17 protein-coding genes are annotated in these 16,265 nt (G+C 69.6%); 6 read left to right on the top strand and 11 right to left on the bottom strand.

Features of this window, described 5'->3' with window-relative positions; all coding sequences use genetic code 11:
- Positions 1–68: 68 nt before the first annotated feature.
- Both AC1DS4_RS13765 and AC1DS4_RS13760 read right to left on the bottom strand, forming a co-directional pair.
- Positions 69–461, bottom strand: coding sequence for a hypothetical protein (locus tag AC1DS4_RS13765; RefSeq protein WP_477632233.1), 393 nt, complete (start codon positions 459–461; stop codon positions 69–71).
- Positions 462–530: 69 nt separating this feature from the next.
- Positions 531–1,352, bottom strand: a complete 822-nt coding sequence (locus tag AC1DS4_RS13760; RefSeq protein ID WP_477632234.1) for a COG4705 family protein — start codon at positions 1,350–1,352, stop codon at positions 531–533.
- A 197-nt stretch (positions 1,353–1,549) separates the two neighbouring features.
- On the opposite strand from AC1DS4_RS13760, the gene AC1DS4_RS13755 reads away from it, so the two are divergent.
- Positions 1,550–1,858 (top strand): hypothetical protein, encoded by a 309-nt coding sequence (locus AC1DS4_RS13755; protein WP_477613096.1) that lies wholly within the window; start codon positions 1,550–1,552, stop codon positions 1,856–1,858.
- A gap of 54 nt (positions 1,859–1,912) precedes the next feature.
- Here AC1DS4_RS13755 and AC1DS4_RS13750 read toward each other — a convergent pair whose 3' ends face one another.
- Positions 1,913–2,563, bottom strand: coding sequence for a hypothetical protein (locus tag AC1DS4_RS13750; protein WP_477632235.1), 651 nt, complete (start codon positions 2,561–2,563; stop codon positions 1,913–1,915).
- A 223-nt stretch (positions 2,564–2,786) separates the two neighbouring features.
- Entirely contained in the window at positions 2,787–3,098 is a 312-nt protein-coding gene (locus tag AC1DS4_RS13745; protein WP_477632236.1) for a PepSY domain-containing protein, read from the bottom strand.
- A gap of 86 nt (positions 3,099–3,184) precedes the next feature.
- On the opposite strand from AC1DS4_RS13745, the gene AC1DS4_RS13740 reads away from it, so the two are divergent.
- On the top strand, positions 3,185–3,883 hold the full coding sequence (locus AC1DS4_RS13740; protein ID WP_477632237.1) for a response regulator transcription factor: 699 nt from the start codon (positions 3,185–3,187) through the stop codon (positions 3,881–3,883).
- 5 nt (positions 3,884–3,888) lie between these two features.
- Positions 3,889–5,244, top strand: a complete 1,356-nt coding sequence (locus AC1DS4_RS13735; protein ID WP_477632238.1) for a HAMP domain-containing sensor histidine kinase — start codon at positions 3,889–3,891, stop codon at positions 5,242–5,244.
- 13 nt (positions 5,245–5,257) lie between these two features.
- Here the strand turns inward: AC1DS4_RS13735 and AC1DS4_RS13730 are convergent, their stop codons facing one another.
- Complete coding sequence (locus AC1DS4_RS13730) at positions 5,258–6,187, bottom strand: anti-sigma factor RsbA family regulatory protein (RefSeq protein ID WP_477613101.1); 930 nt, start codon at positions 6,185–6,187, stop codon at positions 5,258–5,260.
- Between the two features lie 373 nt (positions 6,188–6,560).
- Between AC1DS4_RS13730 and AC1DS4_RS13725 the strand changes: the two genes are divergently transcribed.
- Both AC1DS4_RS13725 and AC1DS4_RS13720 read left to right on the top strand, forming a co-directional pair.
- Positions 6,561–6,830, top strand: a complete 270-nt coding sequence (locus tag AC1DS4_RS13725; protein ID WP_477632239.1) for a hypothetical protein — start codon at positions 6,561–6,563, stop codon at positions 6,828–6,830.
- A gap of 11 nt (positions 6,831–6,841) precedes the next feature.
- On the top strand, positions 6,842–7,237 hold the full coding sequence (locus AC1DS4_RS13720) for a hypothetical protein (RefSeq protein ID WP_477632240.1): 396 nt from the start codon (positions 6,842–6,844) through the stop codon (positions 7,235–7,237).
- 39 nt (positions 7,238–7,276) lie between these two features.
- On the opposite strand, the gene AC1DS4_RS13715 is transcribed toward AC1DS4_RS13720, so the two are convergent.
- The 3 genes from AC1DS4_RS13715 to AC1DS4_RS13705 form a co-directional block, all read right to left on the bottom strand.
- Positions 7,277–8,650 (bottom strand): FAD-binding oxidoreductase, encoded by a 1,374-nt coding sequence (locus tag AC1DS4_RS13715; RefSeq protein WP_477632241.1) that lies wholly within the window; start codon positions 8,648–8,650, stop codon positions 7,277–7,279.
- A gap of 91 nt (positions 8,651–8,741) precedes the next feature.
- A complete protein-coding gene (locus tag AC1DS4_RS13710; RefSeq protein ID WP_477632242.1) occupies positions 8,742–10,157 on the bottom strand; it encodes an FAD-binding oxidoreductase in 1,416 nt (471 codons plus the stop codon).
- A 73-nt stretch (positions 10,158–10,230) separates the two neighbouring features.
- On the bottom strand, positions 10,231–13,860 hold the full coding sequence (locus tag AC1DS4_RS13705; protein WP_477632243.1) for a BTAD domain-containing putative transcriptional regulator: 3,630 nt from the start codon (positions 13,858–13,860) through the stop codon (positions 10,231–10,233).
- Between the two features lie 213 nt (positions 13,861–14,073).
- Here AC1DS4_RS13705 and AC1DS4_RS13700 point away from each other — a divergent pair, with 213 nt between their 5' ends.
- Entirely contained in the window at positions 14,074–14,250 is a 177-nt protein-coding gene (locus AC1DS4_RS13700; RefSeq protein ID WP_477632244.1) for a hypothetical protein, read from the top strand.
- On the opposite strand, the gene AC1DS4_RS13695 is transcribed toward AC1DS4_RS13700, so the two are convergent.
- The 3 genes from AC1DS4_RS13695 to AC1DS4_RS13685 are packed head-to-tail and all read right to left on the bottom strand — an operon-like array spanning position 14,211 to position 16,198.
- Positions 14,211–15,026: a hypothetical protein gene (locus AC1DS4_RS13695; RefSeq protein ID WP_477632245.1), complete on the bottom strand. Its 816-nt coding sequence runs from the start codon at positions 15,024–15,026 to the stop codon at positions 14,211–14,213. The two genes, AC1DS4_RS13700 and AC1DS4_RS13695, sit on opposite strands and share 40 nt — an antisense overlap.
- Entirely contained in the window at positions 15,019–15,564 is a 546-nt protein-coding gene (locus tag AC1DS4_RS13690; RefSeq protein WP_477632246.1) for an RNA polymerase sigma factor, read from the bottom strand. The genes AC1DS4_RS13695 and AC1DS4_RS13690 overlap by 8 nt, the downstream gene beginning before the upstream one ends.
- Positions 15,565–15,571: 7 nt before the next feature.
- Positions 15,572–16,198: a hypothetical protein gene (locus AC1DS4_RS13685; protein ID WP_477632247.1), complete on the bottom strand. Its 627-nt coding sequence runs from the start codon at positions 16,196–16,198 to the stop codon at positions 15,572–15,574.
- Positions 16,199–16,265: the final 67 nt, after the last annotated feature.

The following is a 16,265-nucleotide window of genomic DNA, read 5'->3' as shown; positions in this document are numbered from 1 at the left end:
AAGACGAACGACGGAGGCAACGGGTTGTCGCCCTCACCGCAGCCGTTCTGTGCCCGGGGGCAGTCCGGTCATGACAGCTCCGTCACCGGAATGCCGAAGCGCCTCAGGCGTCGTGCCAGGTCTGAGTGCCTCCACGACCTTGACCCGTGTGCAGGCAGCGCGAGCACGATCTCGTCGACGGGTTCGCTGAGGACGGTCTCCTCGATGGCCTCGACGGGATCGTGACGGACGGACACCGAACCGATGACCCTGGCGCCCGCGACAGCCTCGAGCGCCGGCAACGACTCCAGCAGGACGCACTCGGCCTCGAACGCCTTGTCGTGACGCTCCGGGTGCAGCAGGTTGACCTCCGCGCGTGCCGGGTTCAGCACCACGAGCCGAAACTGGACGTCGCCCCTGGCCGCCCGCGCGGCAACGGCGCGCAGCACCGCGGGCGAGGGTTTGGCACTGTCAGTGACCACCAAGACCCTCGCCCGCCGTCGCTCCACGGTCATTCCTGTCAACCAGCCCTGTCAACCAGCCCTGTCGGTTCAGCCCCGTCGGTCGCCCACCGCGGCGGCTTCGAGCTCGGCGCGAACGGCCGTCCGCTCGATGCGGTCCTTGTGGGTGACGCTGAGGTAGACCACGACGGCGAGGATGGTTCCAAGGAACAGGACGCTCGTGCCCAGGGTGCCCAGCCCCGCGCCGCCCTCATCTCGGCCAGAGGCCAGGAAGTCACCGATGTTCGCGCCCAGCGGACGGGTCAGGATGTAGGCCAGCCAGAAGCACAGCACCGGCCCGGCTCCGAGCTTCCACGCCCCGAACACAGCCGCGATCAGCCCCAGCGGCAGCAGGACCGAGGGTCCGGCCGACCAGCCGGTCAGCTCCAGCGTCCAGTCGCCGGCGGCGGTGCCCAGCGCGAAGGTCACGAGAACGGTGAGCCAGTAGAAGGCCTCACGGGGGGTCGTGACGATGGAGTGGATGGAGAGGGTGCGCTCCCGGGCGTACCAGATCGCGAAGACCACCCCGAGGACCACGGCGAACACCGTCGTGCTGATCCACAGTGGGACGCCGACCCCGTCGGTGAGGTTGTCCGTCAGGAGTGTTCCCACGACGCTGATGAGCACCACTGCCAGCCAGTAGACCGAAGGCACGTACTGGCGGAGCCGGAACTGCGCGACGAGTACGGCGATGAGCGCGACGGAGAAGACCAGGGTCGTCTTGCCCAGGCCGAAGCCGAGGGTCTCGTTGATGTAGTCCGCGAAGCTCTCCCCGACCGTGGTGCACAGGATCTTGATGATCCAGAAGTACACCGTGACCTCGGGGACCTTGTTGAGCATGGCACGGCGTTGGTCTGTTGCAAGCGTCGTCATGGGGTGAACCGTGCCAGTGGCCCCCTGAGCAGACCCTGAGGCCCAGTCGGCCGCACTTGGTGAGGACCACGCCTTCGGACGCGCGTCCGTCGGCGAAACTCCCGCCGAATTCTGCTGCGGACGATGCTTCGACGATGGAGGATCGAGGTTGGGCGGCCGCCGACCGGTGCCGGCCTGAAACCCTCGAAGGAGTAGTCGTGTCCAAGTACATGGTCTTCTACAACACCACCAGTGCCATGCGCGCTCAGATGGCTGACATCCCACCCGACCAGGCAGCAGCCGGGATGCAGGAATGGATGAGCTGGGGCGAGCGCGTCGGGGACAAGCTCGTCGACATGGGGTCGCCCTTGGTGAACGAGGGCGACGCCGACGTGCAGGTGTCGGGCTACTCGGTCATCGACGCCGACTCGCAAGAGCAGCTGGACGGGCTCCTCGAAGGACACCCGCACTCCGCAGCAGGCGGGACGATCTCGACCCAGAAGTTCATGGAGATCCCCGGCATGTGACCGGGACGCGGGGGCGGGCCGAACGGCAGGTCCCCGCGTCAGCCTTCCCGCCGGTCAGCCGTAGGCCTGTCCGAGCGGGACGGTTCCGGCGGCCTTGGCCACTTGCGCCGACACCGTCGACCTCTGCCTGAGTACTTCCCGACCTCCCCCACCGGAAACCCCCAGCGTCATGACCGGCCCGACGCCTTTCGCGTAGAACTTGTACTCGAGGACGTCGGGTTGAATGGGGATGGTGTCGCGGGTCAGCAGCACGGCACCGAACTTGCCCGCCGGCACCTCGGCGAACTCGCTGACGCTGAGGACCTGGCCGTTGTCCTCGGCCTGCCCCTTGAAGAACTCCTGGCGGTACTTCATCCCGACCTCGGGCCTGCCGGGCATCACCACCCCAGCCAGCGCACCGTCGACCCCTGCTTCGAAGGACCCCTCCCTGGATGCGACCTTGCCGTCCTCGAACTCCGCAGTGTCCTCCCCCAGGTACCAGATGGTGCCGTCCCGATGCTGTGCGTAGTAGTCGAACGTGTCCTCCACCAGCCCCTCCTTGGCGGTGACCGTGTCGCGCACCACCCGCGCGGTGACACCGTTCGCCACGGTGCGCGTGAGGCTGGTGACGGTCACGGCGACCGTGAGGGCGCGACCCTCGTCGTCGACCTCGTCGTAGGTCCACCGAGTGCCTGGTTCCATCGGCCAGTAGGGGTTGTCGATCACTGTCGTGAAGTCTGACGGCTGCATCGAGACGATCTGGCCACCCTGAGGCAGCGTGACCGACGCGGGCCCGGCGGAACCCGTGGACCCGGTCGATCCCGTGGACCCTGTGGACCGGCCGGACCCTGTGGATCCGGAGCATCCTCCCGCGGCGAGAGACAATGCAGCGACGGTGGCGACTGCAACCGCCACGGACCGCGCCCGGATGGTCGGGAGTGTGCGCTGGTTACCCGTTCTCGCGGTCTGTCCTGCTACCCACGACGTGGAACTGCTCGTCGAGCTGGACATCCACCTGGGTGCCATCGCCCAAGGTGACCTCCACCTCATACAGGCTCTCCTCATCGCCCACCTCCGTCTCGGTCACGCGGCCACCACCGGTCTCGGCGAGAGCGGCCTGGCTCGCCTGCCGGAGGGCCCCACCAGTGATGGGCCGGTCCGCAGCCTTGTCGTCCCCGCCGGTTGCGACGGCGGCGCCGCCACCGAGAATGGCCACCAGGCCAAGGGTTCCGACGAGGGCAATCGCCCGCCGCTTCGTCATCCGAACATCCATGTCGGGTCTCCTTCCGGTTCTCCCAGGCTAGGTCGGCGAGATGAGGTGGCGATGAGCTCTCATCGGGGTCTCACGTGGCTGCCTACCATGGAGGAGTGCACCTGCTGCTCGTGGAGGACGAGCCGAAGATGGCCCAGCTGCTCCGGCGGGGGCTGGGCGAGAACGGCCACGTCGTCGAGGTGACGCGGACGGGCGAGGCGGCGGTCGACGCAGCCGTCTCCGGTGAGTTCGACGCCGTGCTCCTGGACGTGATGCTGCCCGACATCGACGGCTTCGAGGTGTGCCGTCGACTGCGCCGCGCCAACAACTGGGCACCGGTCCTGATGCTGACCGCGCGGACCGCGGTGCGTGATCGCATCCGCGGCCTGGACGTGGGCGCCGACGACTACCTGACCAAGCCTTTCGCCCTGGTGGAACTGCTGGCGCGCTTGCGCGCGCTCGCGCGGCGAGGACCAGTGCCGCGCCCCACCCAGCTCGTCGTGGGTGACCTCACGCTCGACCCGGCGACGCGACAGGTATGCCGTGGAGGCGAGTCCGTCCTACTCTCCTCGCGCGAGTTCGCCCTCCTCGAGGCCTTCATGCGCCGACCGGGGCGCGTGCTCACCCGTGACCAGCTTCGTGACCTCGTCTGGGATGTCGCCCACGACGGTCACTCCAACGTCGTCGATGTCTACGTCCGGTACCTGCGCCAGAAGATCGACCGCCCGTTCGGCCACGCGTCGCTGCAAACGGTCCGAGGCGTGGGATACCGGCTGGACCGCTCGGGACGATGAAGGCCGTGAGCCGCCTGCCCATCCGCATCCGGGTGGCGGCCTCCTTCGCCGTCGCGACCGCGTTCGCCCTCGCGGCTCTCGGCACGTTCGTCTACGTTCGCGTGGACGACACCCTGACGCAGCAGAGCCGTGGGGCGATGGCCACCCAGCTGGACGCGCTCGCTCGCGTCCCGTGGCCTGGTCGCGCCGACGCCGCCACTTCCATGACGGGTGAGTTCTTCGCGCAGATCGCGACGCCGGAAGGACGGTTGGTGGCCTCCTCACCGCAAGTATCGGGTGCTGTGTTGAGCGCAGGCGATGCTGCGCACTCGACCAGTATCGACCGGGAAATCGACCGCCCTGTCCGACTCGTCGGCGAGGAGGACCCGGAGGGGAGCCTGCTTCTCGTGCGCCGGGTCTCGGACCAGGTTCTCGTGGTCGGCACCTCGCAGGCCCAGACCGAGGACGCCCTGGGCGGGATCCAGTCACAGCTCCTGGTCGGTGGACCATTGGCGCTCATCCTCGCGTCGGGCCTGGGATACCTGGTGGCGGGTTCGGCCCTGCGTCCCGTCGAGCGCATGCGACGCAGGGCGGCCGAGATCTCCTCGACCTCCGCAGGCTCGAGGCTGCCGCTGCCGGCCGCCCACGACGAGATCCACCGACTCGGCTCGACCCTGAACGGCATGCTCGACCGGCTCGACGCCGCAGTGCGGCAGCAGCGCCACTTCGTCGCGGAGGCCAGCCACGAACTGCGCACACCACTGTCGCTCCTGCGCGTCGAACTCGACCTTGCGCTGTCGCGGCCACGCTCTCGCGACGAGCTCGTCACAGCCCTCACCTCAGCGAACGAAGAGGTGTCGCGGCTCACCGCACTCTCCGAGGGTCTGCTCACCGTAGCCGCGACGGACAGCTCGCCGCTGTCGCTCGAGGTGGCCGACGTGGACCTCGGCCAGCTGGTGCGCGACGTGGCGCAACGCTTCTCGACGCGGGCAGCCGCAGAGGGACGACGTATTGAGGTGCATGCCGATGGGTCGCTGACGATCTGTGGAGATGCTGTCCGACTCGAGCAGGCATTGGGCAACCTCGTCGACAACGCGCTCAGGCACGGCGGCACGGACGTGTGCCTCGATGCCTCGGGCGAGCCGCACCGGGTGACCATCAAGGTGAGCGACAGTGGTCCCGGCATTGCCGAGGACCTGCGGATGCGTGCCTTTGATCCGTTCAGCAGGGACTCCACGTCGCGGCCAGGCCGAGGGCATGGCCTTGGCCTGGCCATCGTCGACGCCATCGTCACGGCACACGGGGGCACGACCACCATCAGCCCGCGGTCCGAAGGGGCCGGGACCGTCGTCACGGCGACGCTGCCCACCGCTCCCTCTTGACGGACGAACGCCCTCAGAGCCAGGTGTGGATCCGGACCGTCGTGCCGCCCTCGCCGGAGCGGACCTGGACGAGGTCGCACAGCTGGTTGGCGATCCACAGACCGCGTCCGTGCTGCTCCCCCCACGGCGGCAGGCGTCGTCCGATCATCGGGTCGGCGATGTGGCCAGGGCCGCGCACCTCGCAGACCAGTGCCTCGTCCTCCTCCCAGATGCGCAGCTCGCTCGCACCATGGCCGTACAAGGCACTGTTGAGGGCGACTTCGTGCACAGCGAGGGCAAGGTCGTCGATGCGCTCGTCCGTCAGGCCCACCGAGGAGGCACACGCCCGGACGTCGGCGCGGACCGCAGCGAGGTCATCGCTCCCGAAGACTCGGTGGGAAACCGCGACCTCGACGGCTCGGAGGTCGGTCTCGAACATCGTCACGACGTGGTGGGCTCCGCCGTAGGTGGTGCTCCCACGATGCGTCTCGATGTCGACGACGACCGGGTGGGAGCGGTGAGCCTCTGCCAGCACCTCATCCGGAAGCGTGCCCATGTCATAGGGGCACATCAGCCACAACGGGGTGTCCGTGTCGACGGCCATGTTGAGCAGCGCCTCGTGCATCTGGCACTCGGCGAGCTCGGCGAGCCTGCGGCCGTGCCAGATCGGCTCACCGATGCCCCGCACCGGTTGCCCCGGGTGCGCGTCGGTGAAGCGCTGCCACGCCGGAATGATGCGCGCCGGGTTCGCCCCGAGCTGAACCATGTCGTAGAACTCGACCTGGTCCGCCTGGACACCGAGGGCGTCGCGCAGAAGCTCGATGTGAGAGCGGACGACCGCGACCATGACCGGCTGGCACGCGTCGATGCCCTGCGTGACGAAGGGGACCGTCCCAGCCAGGAACTGGTCGTCACCCGACCAGAAGAACGCCTCGTGCCGGTACCCGTTGTGGGTCCGACGCAAGCCATCCGCGCTGCGTTCAGCACCCGCACCCTCGACCGGGGTGTCGACTTGGTCTGTTCCCTGCGGCGACGTAGCCGCTCCCTTCGAAAGGGCCCGCCGCTGACCGCAGCAGACAAGCGTATGCAACGTCTCACCTGAGGTTACGCCCGAATCACCTCCTGGGACCCAGCCCGAGCAGCCCATTCGTCGTCGGGTGCGCTGCAGCGCTGGTTCCGGCCACAAGCGGGCCATGGCGACACCCCGGTAGTCACCGCATGATGAGGGTCCAATGGGGTCATTGACGGTCGGCCGGCCCGGGAGGACCCTCAGAGCTGAGGGGCCGATCGGGGGCACCGTCATGATCAAGGTGTTGCGTCTGTCAAGGGTCGGGGGCGTGTGCGCCCTCGCGCTGGTGGCCTGCTTCCTCGTGGGCGGCGTCTCCATGGCCTCCAGCGGGGTCGAGGTCCTGATTCCCGAGACCGGAGAGCCTGGCCTCCAGTGGATCGCGGACGTCGACGCGGCCGGCGGACTCTTCTACGTCGGAGCCTGGCTCATCATCCTCATGGGCTTCCTCGGCATCGTTGCCTGGGTGGGGTTCTACGACGTCCTGCGGGACGCCGGCAGGGTCATGCTGCTCGGACCCGTCCTCGGAGCCGTTGGCTGACGTTGGTCACCGTGTCGCACCTTCTGCCCATCTCGATGGCGTACGAGCTGGTTCCGGCCTACTCCGACGCCGACGCGGCGTCGCAGGCAACGCTGGCAGCCACTTTCGACACCTTCGCGGCGACCGCCCTCGTCACCAACAGCGCAGGAAACTTCCTGGGCTGGGGAGTGGTGGTGCCACTGTTCTCCGCGGCGATCCTGACGACGCGCGCCCTGCCCCGATGGATCGGATGGCTGGGCATCCTGGTCGGGGTGCTCGCCGGATGGCTGGGGCTCCTCGCGCCCGTGTCGAGCGTCTTCGAAGGCATCTCCAGCATCGGATTCATCGCATTCTTCGTGTTCATGGCCAGCATGGGCGTCGCCATCCTGCGTCAGCGCACCACCATCACGTCGACCGCCTCCAGCTGAGCGCAGCGACAGGACAGACTCGTCCCACGACGACACCTGTCAGCTCAGCACACCACCGATGGCCATCACCCCGGCTGGGTCGTAGGACCGGATCGCCCTTCGCAGCCGCGCGATCGTCACCTCGTCGTAGGCGTCGGCGTACTCCTCGGGGGTGAAGGTGAAGTTCGGCAGCCGGTACCCGCCGGTCCACGGACGCATCGCCGCCAGGATCGCCGCCGCGTGGTCCTGCACTCCGGGGATCTCAGCGATCCCGACGATCAGGAGCGAGTAGGCAACCTCACGCGACGCGAAGGCACTGGGGTGCTCGCCACCCCGGGCGATCGCACCGCCCATCTGGCGCACCTCGACGAGCACCTGCGGCGAGGCCGCACCAGTTCCCGTCAGTTCAAGCAGAGCGTCGACGGCATCTTGAGGGAACTCCGTGAGGACGGCCGCCGCCTCGTACGCCGGTGTGGGTTCCAGTGGGTCCGTGTGCACGGAGTCGATTGCGGTGTATGGCTTGTGGGCCACATCGTCGAGGATCACCGGAGCCGCATCACGCATCGCAGCGAAGCGGCGCTCTCCCTCCTCGGCATCGCCGGTCCACACGTAGCGCACGGACAAGGAGAGGCGGTCGGCGAGCTGCGGGGGGACGCCTGGCATGTCCGGCAGCTGGAACAACGCGAAGGAGGTGGTGCCCAGCTCAGGGAGGCCGTCAGACCAGTCCCGCCACCGCTCGATCACTGACGGAGCATCCCCGCCGTCGAACCACAGCGAGCCGCCGTAGAACATCGGCTGGTGCACGAGGTCGAACTCGATCGCCGTGACGATGCCCAGCATCCCCTTGCCGCCTCGAAGGGCAAAGAACAGCTCAGGGTGGTCCGTGGGCGTGACCCGGCGCAGGACGCCGTCGCCAGTCACGACCTCGATGGCGCGAACCTTGTCGATCGCCAGCCCGTAGGTCCGCGCCATCGGCCCGAGGCCACCGCCCGTGGTGTAGCCGACGATGCCCACGTCGGTGATGGAGCCGGACAGCGGCGCAAGTCCATGGGGCGCGGCGGCTTCGACGACGCGGAGCCACTTCACGCCGGCGCCGGCCCGCGCCCAGCCCTCGGGGTGGACGACGACCTCGTCCAGTCGCTTGGTCGTGACGAGCAGCTCGGTGACGAGCTCGGCCATCGGGCCGTGTCCGGTGGCCTGTGGTGTCACGCGCAGGCCGTTGCGTGCCGCGAAGCGGACCGCCTCGACGACGTCCTGGTCGGTCTCCGCGGCCAGGACGGCTGCTGGCCTGACAGGGACCGCCACGTTCCACGGCGAGACGAGCGCGTCGTACTCCTCGTCTCCGGGGACGGCGACGATTCCCTGCGTCCGTGCGCTCAGCTCTGCGAAGGGCACAGGGCGTTCGAGCGCGGCGGGCGATTCGGCGATGGTCATGATTCCTCCGGGTCTTTCGGTGTGGTGGTGGAGCACCACCGTGAACCCGGTGCCTTGAGACGAACTTGGCGTCCGCTTGAGGCGGCGTCCCTCAGCCGGGCTGGGAGCCTGGGCGAGGCGAGACGAACAGCCCCTCGGGGTCCGCCGCCCCCCTGATGTCGACGAGTCGCTGCCACGAGTTGGCCGGCCAGCCGCGCTGTTCGTCGACGTCCGCGTCAGCCATCAGCAGGTATGCCGAGCCCGTCGCCCACGGCTGGAGGGCCTCCGTCACGCGGCTCGCGTCCTCGCGCACCGCCGCCCACCCCGCTCCCTGGTCGAGGCCGACACAGAGGACCAGGACCGAGCCGTCCATGCGGTCCAGCGCCCCCGCACGCGACGCCGTCCGACCCACCGCTCCCCCGAGCTGGCGCAGCTCGACGAAGAGCAGGTCCGACCCCGACCCGTGGCCCGCCGTCGCAACCAGCGCCTCGACGGCTCGCTCGGGCAGCGCGTCGAGCAGGACGCTGTTGGCGTAGACGGCAGTCGGCGCAAGCGGATCGAGCTGGAGCTGTGCCACCGAGGCTGCTGGACACTCGCTGAAGGTGTCGATCTCCGCGTCGAGGGCGCGCAGCGGCGCGAGCACCTGCGTGGCTGCTTCGCGCCCCTCAAGGACGACGGCGTCGATCATCACGAGCGTGCGTCCGCGGACGTCGGCGGGAAGCCACGGCAGGTCGGGCGCCTGGAAGAGCCGCGCGACACTGGTCACGGTGTCCGGCGCCTCCGCGGCCCACGAGCCCCACGCCGTGAGCACGCGCTGGGCGTGGGTCCAGTCCCAGGCGAGCAGGCCGGCATACACCGTGCTCACGGGAAGCAGGTCGAACTCGAGCGCGGTGACGACACCGAAGCCGCCACCTCCGCCGCGTGCCGCCCACAGGAGGTCACTGTCGACCTCGTCCGTCGCTCGCACGAACGTGCCGTCGGCCGTCACCAGCTCGACAGCTGTGATCGCGCTGCACTGGAGCCCGTGCTGGCGGGCGTACCAGCTCAGGCCGCCCCCGAGCGACGACCCGACGACACCGACGCCTGGGCTCGACGTGTGCAGTGCTGCGAGGTCGACGCGGCCGGCTCGCTCCACGACGTCGCCCCAGAGCACGCCGGCACCGACCCGCGCGGTGCGTCGGCCGGCGTCGACGCGGAGCTCGGTCATGGCGGTGGTTCGCAAGAGAACGGCGTCACCGAGATGGCCGGCGAGTGGAGGTGCGCCATGGCCGGTGCCCTGGGGTGCGACCTTGAGGCCCGCCGACGCGGCCGCGCGCAGCACCGTTGCCACCTCTTGGGGAAACGCCGGATAGGCAACGGCAGCAGGGTGGGAGTCAGCCTGGAGGTTCCACGGCATACGTGCCTCGTCGTATGCCGCGTCCCCGGGCAGGTGCACCGCGCCACCGCACAGACCTCGCAGGAGCTCCGCTCCGGACGGAGAGCGGGACGGTGCGGGGGACGCGGACTCGGGCACCACGGGATTCCTCACGATCGGGGCGTACCAGCATGACAAGGACGACTTGAGGGCAACTTGAGCCGGGACCCTGAGGCTCTTCGACGGATCATCGCCGGGCTCCCTGCACTGACTCGAGCACGGCTCGCACCGTCCCGGGTGTCAGGAACAGCCGCTGGGCGACCTCGTTGACGTCGAGCCCCGACGCGACCAGGTCCGTGACACGCCGCTGGCGGCTCGTGATCCCCACGGGGACGTCATCCACCTCGGCGGCGCTCTCTCCCCTCTCGACGAGAGCCGAGAGAGCGTCATGGACAACCCGTGCGGCCCCACAGGCGCGGGCAGTTGCGAGTGCGGCCTTCAGGAGGGGCACCGCCTCCTGGTGGGCGACCGCCTGACATCGTCCGAGAGCGAGTCGTGCGCGAGCCTCTTCCAAGACCGAGGAGGTCCCCGACAGCACCTCAACTGCCTCTCGGAGGTGCTCGGCGCCGTCAGCCCCTCGCAGCTCACCCAGGAGTCGCAGGGACGGGCCGAGGGCTGTCGGCGCACCCCAGCGGCGCAGGAGGTCGACCTCCTCCTGAGCCAGGACCATCGCCTCGTCGCTGCGCCCGAGGGCATGGAGGGCCCGTGCCGCGAGCCCACGCCACGGACCCCAGGCCGGGTTGGCGACCGGAGGGCTGTCGGCCGAGGCGGCCAGCTCGCCAAGGGCATCGGATGGTCGGCCCTGCTCGAGGAGCAGTCGGGCCGCGGCTTCTCGCATCAGCCTGCCGCCCTCACCTACCCAGGGGAGTCGGCGTGCGTCTTCCAGACTCGACGCGGCCGCGTCCAGGTCGCCGAGGTCGGTCAGGACCCCCAGGGTGAAGGCCGCGGCATACGTCGACGTGGCCTCGGAGATCCCCCAGACGCGCTGCTGCTCGACGGCATCGGTCAGCGACTGCACCGCGTCGTCGAGCTGGCCGCGACGCCACTGGGCGAAGCCTCGCCACAGGTTCACCGAGAGTGCGGCGAACAGTCCGCCCGTCGCGTGAGCTCGGGCGAGGGCACGGTCCCAGAAGTCCCCCAGCTCGTCGTCTGCCAGCATCAGGACGTTGGCGGCCACGATCCAGAGCAGTCCGTTGTCCACCGCCAGGAGGCGGTCCTCCTCGAGGGCGAAGCGGGCCAGCCGGACCGCACCCGCCCTGTCCTCGCCCTCACGCAGCAGCTCGTAGGACAGGGTCGCGGCAAGCATCCGGGCACCGTCGCCCTCCCCTGACACCTCAGGGACAGGTCCTGCTCGGTAGGCGTCAGCGGGGAGCCCGTGCATGAAGCCGGTGATGCGCTGCAGCGCGAGCAGTCCCTGCCGCTCGTCGTCGAGCCGGTCAGGAAGGGCTGCGCTCGCTGCGCGCGCGAACGAGGTGGCGACCCCGGGTGGGGAGACGAACACGTGGGTACGGGCGATGTCCATTGCCAGGAGCGCGCGCTCGTGCGGCTCGTCCAGGGCGGTGTACGCATCGCACAGGTGCGACACACCGGCGGGACCGTCGACCTGGGTTTCGACGCGTCCGAGCTCGACGAGAACGGCGGCACGATCGGGTCCGGACACCGGCTCTTCCAGCGCCCGCCTCAGCAGCCCGACAGCTGCATCGGCGGCACCCCGCGAGATCGCCGTGCCGGCCGCGCTCCGCAACAGCTGCACGGTGGCGACGCTGCCTCGGTGCGGTGCCCGCAGCAGGTGGACCGCCACCTGCTCGGGTGTCGCGCCCAGCGTCCGGAGGACTTGCGCGGCACGGTCGTGGTGCAACGCACGCTCGCCGGCTGGGAGGTCGTCGTAGATCGCGTCACGCACCAACGGATGGACGAAGGTCAGGTGCCCGTCATCGGTGAGGATCTCGCTCCGGCTCAGGGTGTCCAGGGCAGCCGCTACCTCGTCCTCGGGCAGCTGGGCCAACGCGGCCACGGTCGGCAGGCCGGCGGCCTCGCCCAGCACGGCAACGGCACGCGCAGAGGCCGTCACCGTGGGAGGCATCCTGCGCAGCCGCAAGGTCACCAGAGCGGAGACCGCACGAGAGCCGACTGCCCGGACCGTGTCGACGTGGGAGACATCGGGCCGGACCCCCTCGTCCGCCAGGGCGCGCAGCAGCTGGCGCAGCAGCAGTGGGTTGCCCGAGGTCATGCGGTGGCATGCCTCGACGAAGGGGTCGGCGCCTTCGCCCAGCCGCGCCCGGACGAGGGTGGCAGCCGCTTCCGGCGAAAGCGGTGCGGGCCGGAGCACGGTGACCGACGAGTCCAGGGCGAGGTCCGCCAAGAGCGCGTCATCAGGATGCTGTTCGCCCGTGCGCATGGCCAGGACGACGAGGACAGGGAGCCCTTCGAGCCGCTTGACGAGGTACGCGAGGTAGCGGAGCGAAGCGCTGTCGCACCACTGGATGTCATCGATGCAGATCACCACCGGCCCTTCGTTGGCAAGGTTCACGGTGAGCCAGTAGAGGCCGTGGAGGACGGCGAAGCTGCCGTTGTTCGCAGTCTCGTCTCCTGCCACCTCGTCGAAGACCGGCTTCGCAACCGAGGCGGCGCCGGCGAGCAGCCGGTCGCGTGCCCCGGGGTCGCCGGTGCAGGGATCGAACAGCTGGCGCACCGCACCGAAGCCAAAGGATCGCTCGAGCTGGCTGCCCCGGGCCGAGAGCACGCGGAGGCCCGCCGACGTCGCGACACGCACTGCCTCAACGAGGAGCCGTGACTTGCCGATGCCGGCCGGGCCCTCGACGAGCACGCAACCGGGTCTGGCGTCGGCCACCTCGTCCACCATCCGCCGCAAGGACGCGAGCTCCCGTGCTCTGTCGACGAGGTCGGACGTTGAACCCGTGTCAGGGGACGTCTCCCGCACGCCCAGCTCCCCCGCGGGCTGCTCTCTGACACTCCGGTCCCCCGGGCGCTGCTCCTCTGGGGGCTGCTCCCTCCCATGGAGCTCGACCCCGATCCTCGGCACCGGTCCGTCAAGGGCCGGAGACTGGGCGAGCACCTCGGCCTCGAGCGCTCGAAGCGCGGGCCCCGGGTCCACGCCCAGCTCCTCGGCCAGGGTCTGGCGTGCCCTGCGCAACGCCGCCAAGGCCCCCGCCTGACGCTGGGCGCGGTAGAGCGCAAGCGCCAGGAGTCGCCAGCGCTCCTCCCTCAGGGGGTCCTCGGCGACCAGTGCCTCGAGCTCACCGATGACGACGGCGGCGTCTCCCAGCTGCAGTCTCGTCTCGAGCCGCCGCTCGCGCGCCACGGCATACAACTCGGTGAGTCGCAGGGCTTCGGCTTCGACCCAGGGCTCGCCCAGGTACTCGGCATACGCCGGACCGCGCCACAGCCGGAGGGCGTCGTCCAGCGAGCGCATCGCCTCGGCCGGCGCGAGCCCTGCCGCGGAGTCCAGGGCTCGTTCGAAGCACCACGCGTCGACGGAGCCGGGCGCGAGCCGCAGGACGTAGCCGGCCGCTTCACTGGCGATGACGCCGTCGCGCTGCCGGGCCACGGCCTCGGGCTGGAGGCAGCGCCGGAGGTGACTGACGTAGGACTGGAGTGCTCCAGCCGGGTTCGAAGGTGGGTTGTCCCCCCAGACGCAACGCGTGAGTCGCTCGGCTGAGACGACCTGGTCTCGCCAGATCACCAGCGCGGCGAGGACGGCGCGCTGGCGCCGCCCACCGAGGTCCACGACCACGCCGTCGCGCGTGGCCGCGAGCTCGCCGAGCACTCGGAGTCGCACCGTCGTCCCGCGCTCCACCCCGCTCCCCAGTCTGCTCCGTCACGCAGGCGGCGACCGCCCGAAAGGGCGTGGTCCAGCGCACCCTTCAAGCCACCTCAGGACCGGCTCAAGGGTCCCGCGGGAGGATGGTCTCGGCAACCCCCTGCGGCCCAGACCCCAACACCAAGCCCCAACACCAAGCCCCAACACCAAGCCCCGGCACCAGGCCCCGACGACGCACTGGGCGGCACGGTGGAGCTCCAGGTCCACGGAGACGAGGGCGAGAAGGTGACCATCCTGGACGTTGGCCGAGCCACCCTGGAGATCTCCAACCCCCGGCAGGTGGACATGATCGACCTGCAGATCACCGTGTTCGAGGAACGGGGCGGTCAGTCGGTCAATTCGAGCCAGGCGTCGTTCGGTGCGTAGTCCCACTCCGTGACGAGCCCGTTCTCGGTCACGGACGCGTAGGCGTAGAAACCCGTTGCGTTGGGGAAGACACAGGCTTTGTCTGCACCTGTCAAGAAGAAGATGCTCACGTCTCGCCGGGACTCGTTCGCCGTCTCGCTGGGATGGAAGAAGTCGAACGGAAAGCCGTACGGCCCGCCGACCCGCTCGTCGGTGACGCCAGTCGTCAGGTTCTTGACCCACACCCGCAGCTGCCCGGGTTTCGGGGCGTCGGTATTGATGCCGATCTGGCAGTCAGCGGCTCCATCGCGATCGGTGTCGAAGACGAAGCCGTGTTCGACCACGCGGCTCGCGGGGTCAAGGGTTGACGCCAAGGGCGGTGTCTCCCGGAGCTGGATCCCCCAGGACAATGAATGCGAAGGGTCTCCCGAGTTGACCTCGCGGATGTCAATCCCACCGTAGCTGGAATCTGCTTCATCGATCTGGGACTGCCTCGCAGTGACCCGCCTCGAGGTGTCCGGGCGAAGCGGGGTCCAGTGCTTCGCCAGCGCATCCCCGGTGGGCCGGGGCATCGGGTCCTTGGCCGGCTGCGGAGCGGTGCGATCGAACCCGCCCACGAAAGACGTTCCGAGCATTGCCAGGACGATGAGCGCGCAGGCAGCGGCAGCGGTGATCACGATGCGGGTCCGGTGTCGCTGGGCTCCGCGCTGCTCGATGGCCGAGAAGTCGGGCGACTGCGCAGCCTGGGCCGCAGCGCGGGACATGTCAGAGCGCAGGAGCCGGTCGAGGTCAGGCATGGGGCGCCTCCTCCTGACGGGGGTCGGGAAGGTCGGCGAGCAGCAGGGCGAGTGCGGCGCGTCCCCGGCGCAGCCGGGTCTTCACGGTGCTGACGGGGACGCCGGTGGCCTCGGCGACCGCCTGGACAGGGAGGTCGGCCAGGTAGTGCAGCGCGATGGCCTCCCTCTGGATGTCGGGCAGCGTCCGGAGGGCAGCCATGAGCGCCAACCGGTCGTCCTCCATCACTGGGTGTCGCGCGACCTGCGCTCGCTCGCGGTCGCCGAGCAGCCTGCGTCGGCGCGCACGGGTGCGGCTGACGTTGACGGCGACCGTGCGCAGCCACGCCTCCGGGTTGTCCAGACGGGCGAAGGTGCGTCGGTGCTGCACCGCGCGTGCAAAGGCCTCCGCGACGACTTCCTCCGCCTCGGTGAGGTCGCGGCAAACGCCATACAGCTGACCCACCAGGCGCCGGTACGACGCTTCGAACACCACGCGCACGAGGTCGGACTCACTGTGGACCTCGTGGGCCACGAGTGGTTCTCCAGTCCCCGCATTCATGCTGGATCTACCCCTCGATGCGGATCGAGTCGAGGGCGGCCTTCAGGTCGGCCTGGTCGGTGTCGGACATGCCGGGGCCCGTCTCGACCAGGAACACCTGGCGCCTGTCGTGCACCTCGAGGACGTACACGCTCATGAGATGGTCGGGAAGGAGCACGAAGTACTTGTCCGCACGCCTGCTGTTCCAGACCTGAAGACCCATGACGTCGTCCTGGGCCAAGCGACACTTCGCCAGGTCAAGGCTCTGTGGGATCTCCAGCTCGATCCGCGTTGCGGGGTAGCCCGCCAAGGTGTCGGTCACAGGGCCCTTCTTGGTCGGGCCGGGCTGCTCCATCAGCGCCGTGACGAGGTCCCCTACGCCGGAGCCGACGGCCAGGGGCACACCTTCGCCCTGACACGGGTCGGTGAAGATCTCGTCGACCACGACGGCATAGAACCCGAACTCGTTGTCCTGGTCGGCGTGCTTGCTGAAGATGTGGCCGTACTGCACCGCCCAGCCGTCCCGGAACGTCACCGTGTAGTCCGCAACCGACCACGGCGAGGCCGGAATTCGGTAGGTGCCTGGCTCGATGGCCAGGTGCGCAACGGAGGACCGGCCGCTCGTCGTGGTGTCGCTGGCCCACGTCGGAATCACGGGCTGCGGGGCCCCGTCAGTGGCATCCCCCGCGCACCCTGCCAAAGCCCCCACCACCATCAGCCCA

The organism is Pedococcus sp. P3_C7 (assembly GCF_056402615.1).
Note: the sequence above shows the minus strand (reverse complement) of the source record. Positions and strands in the feature narration are given on the sequence as shown.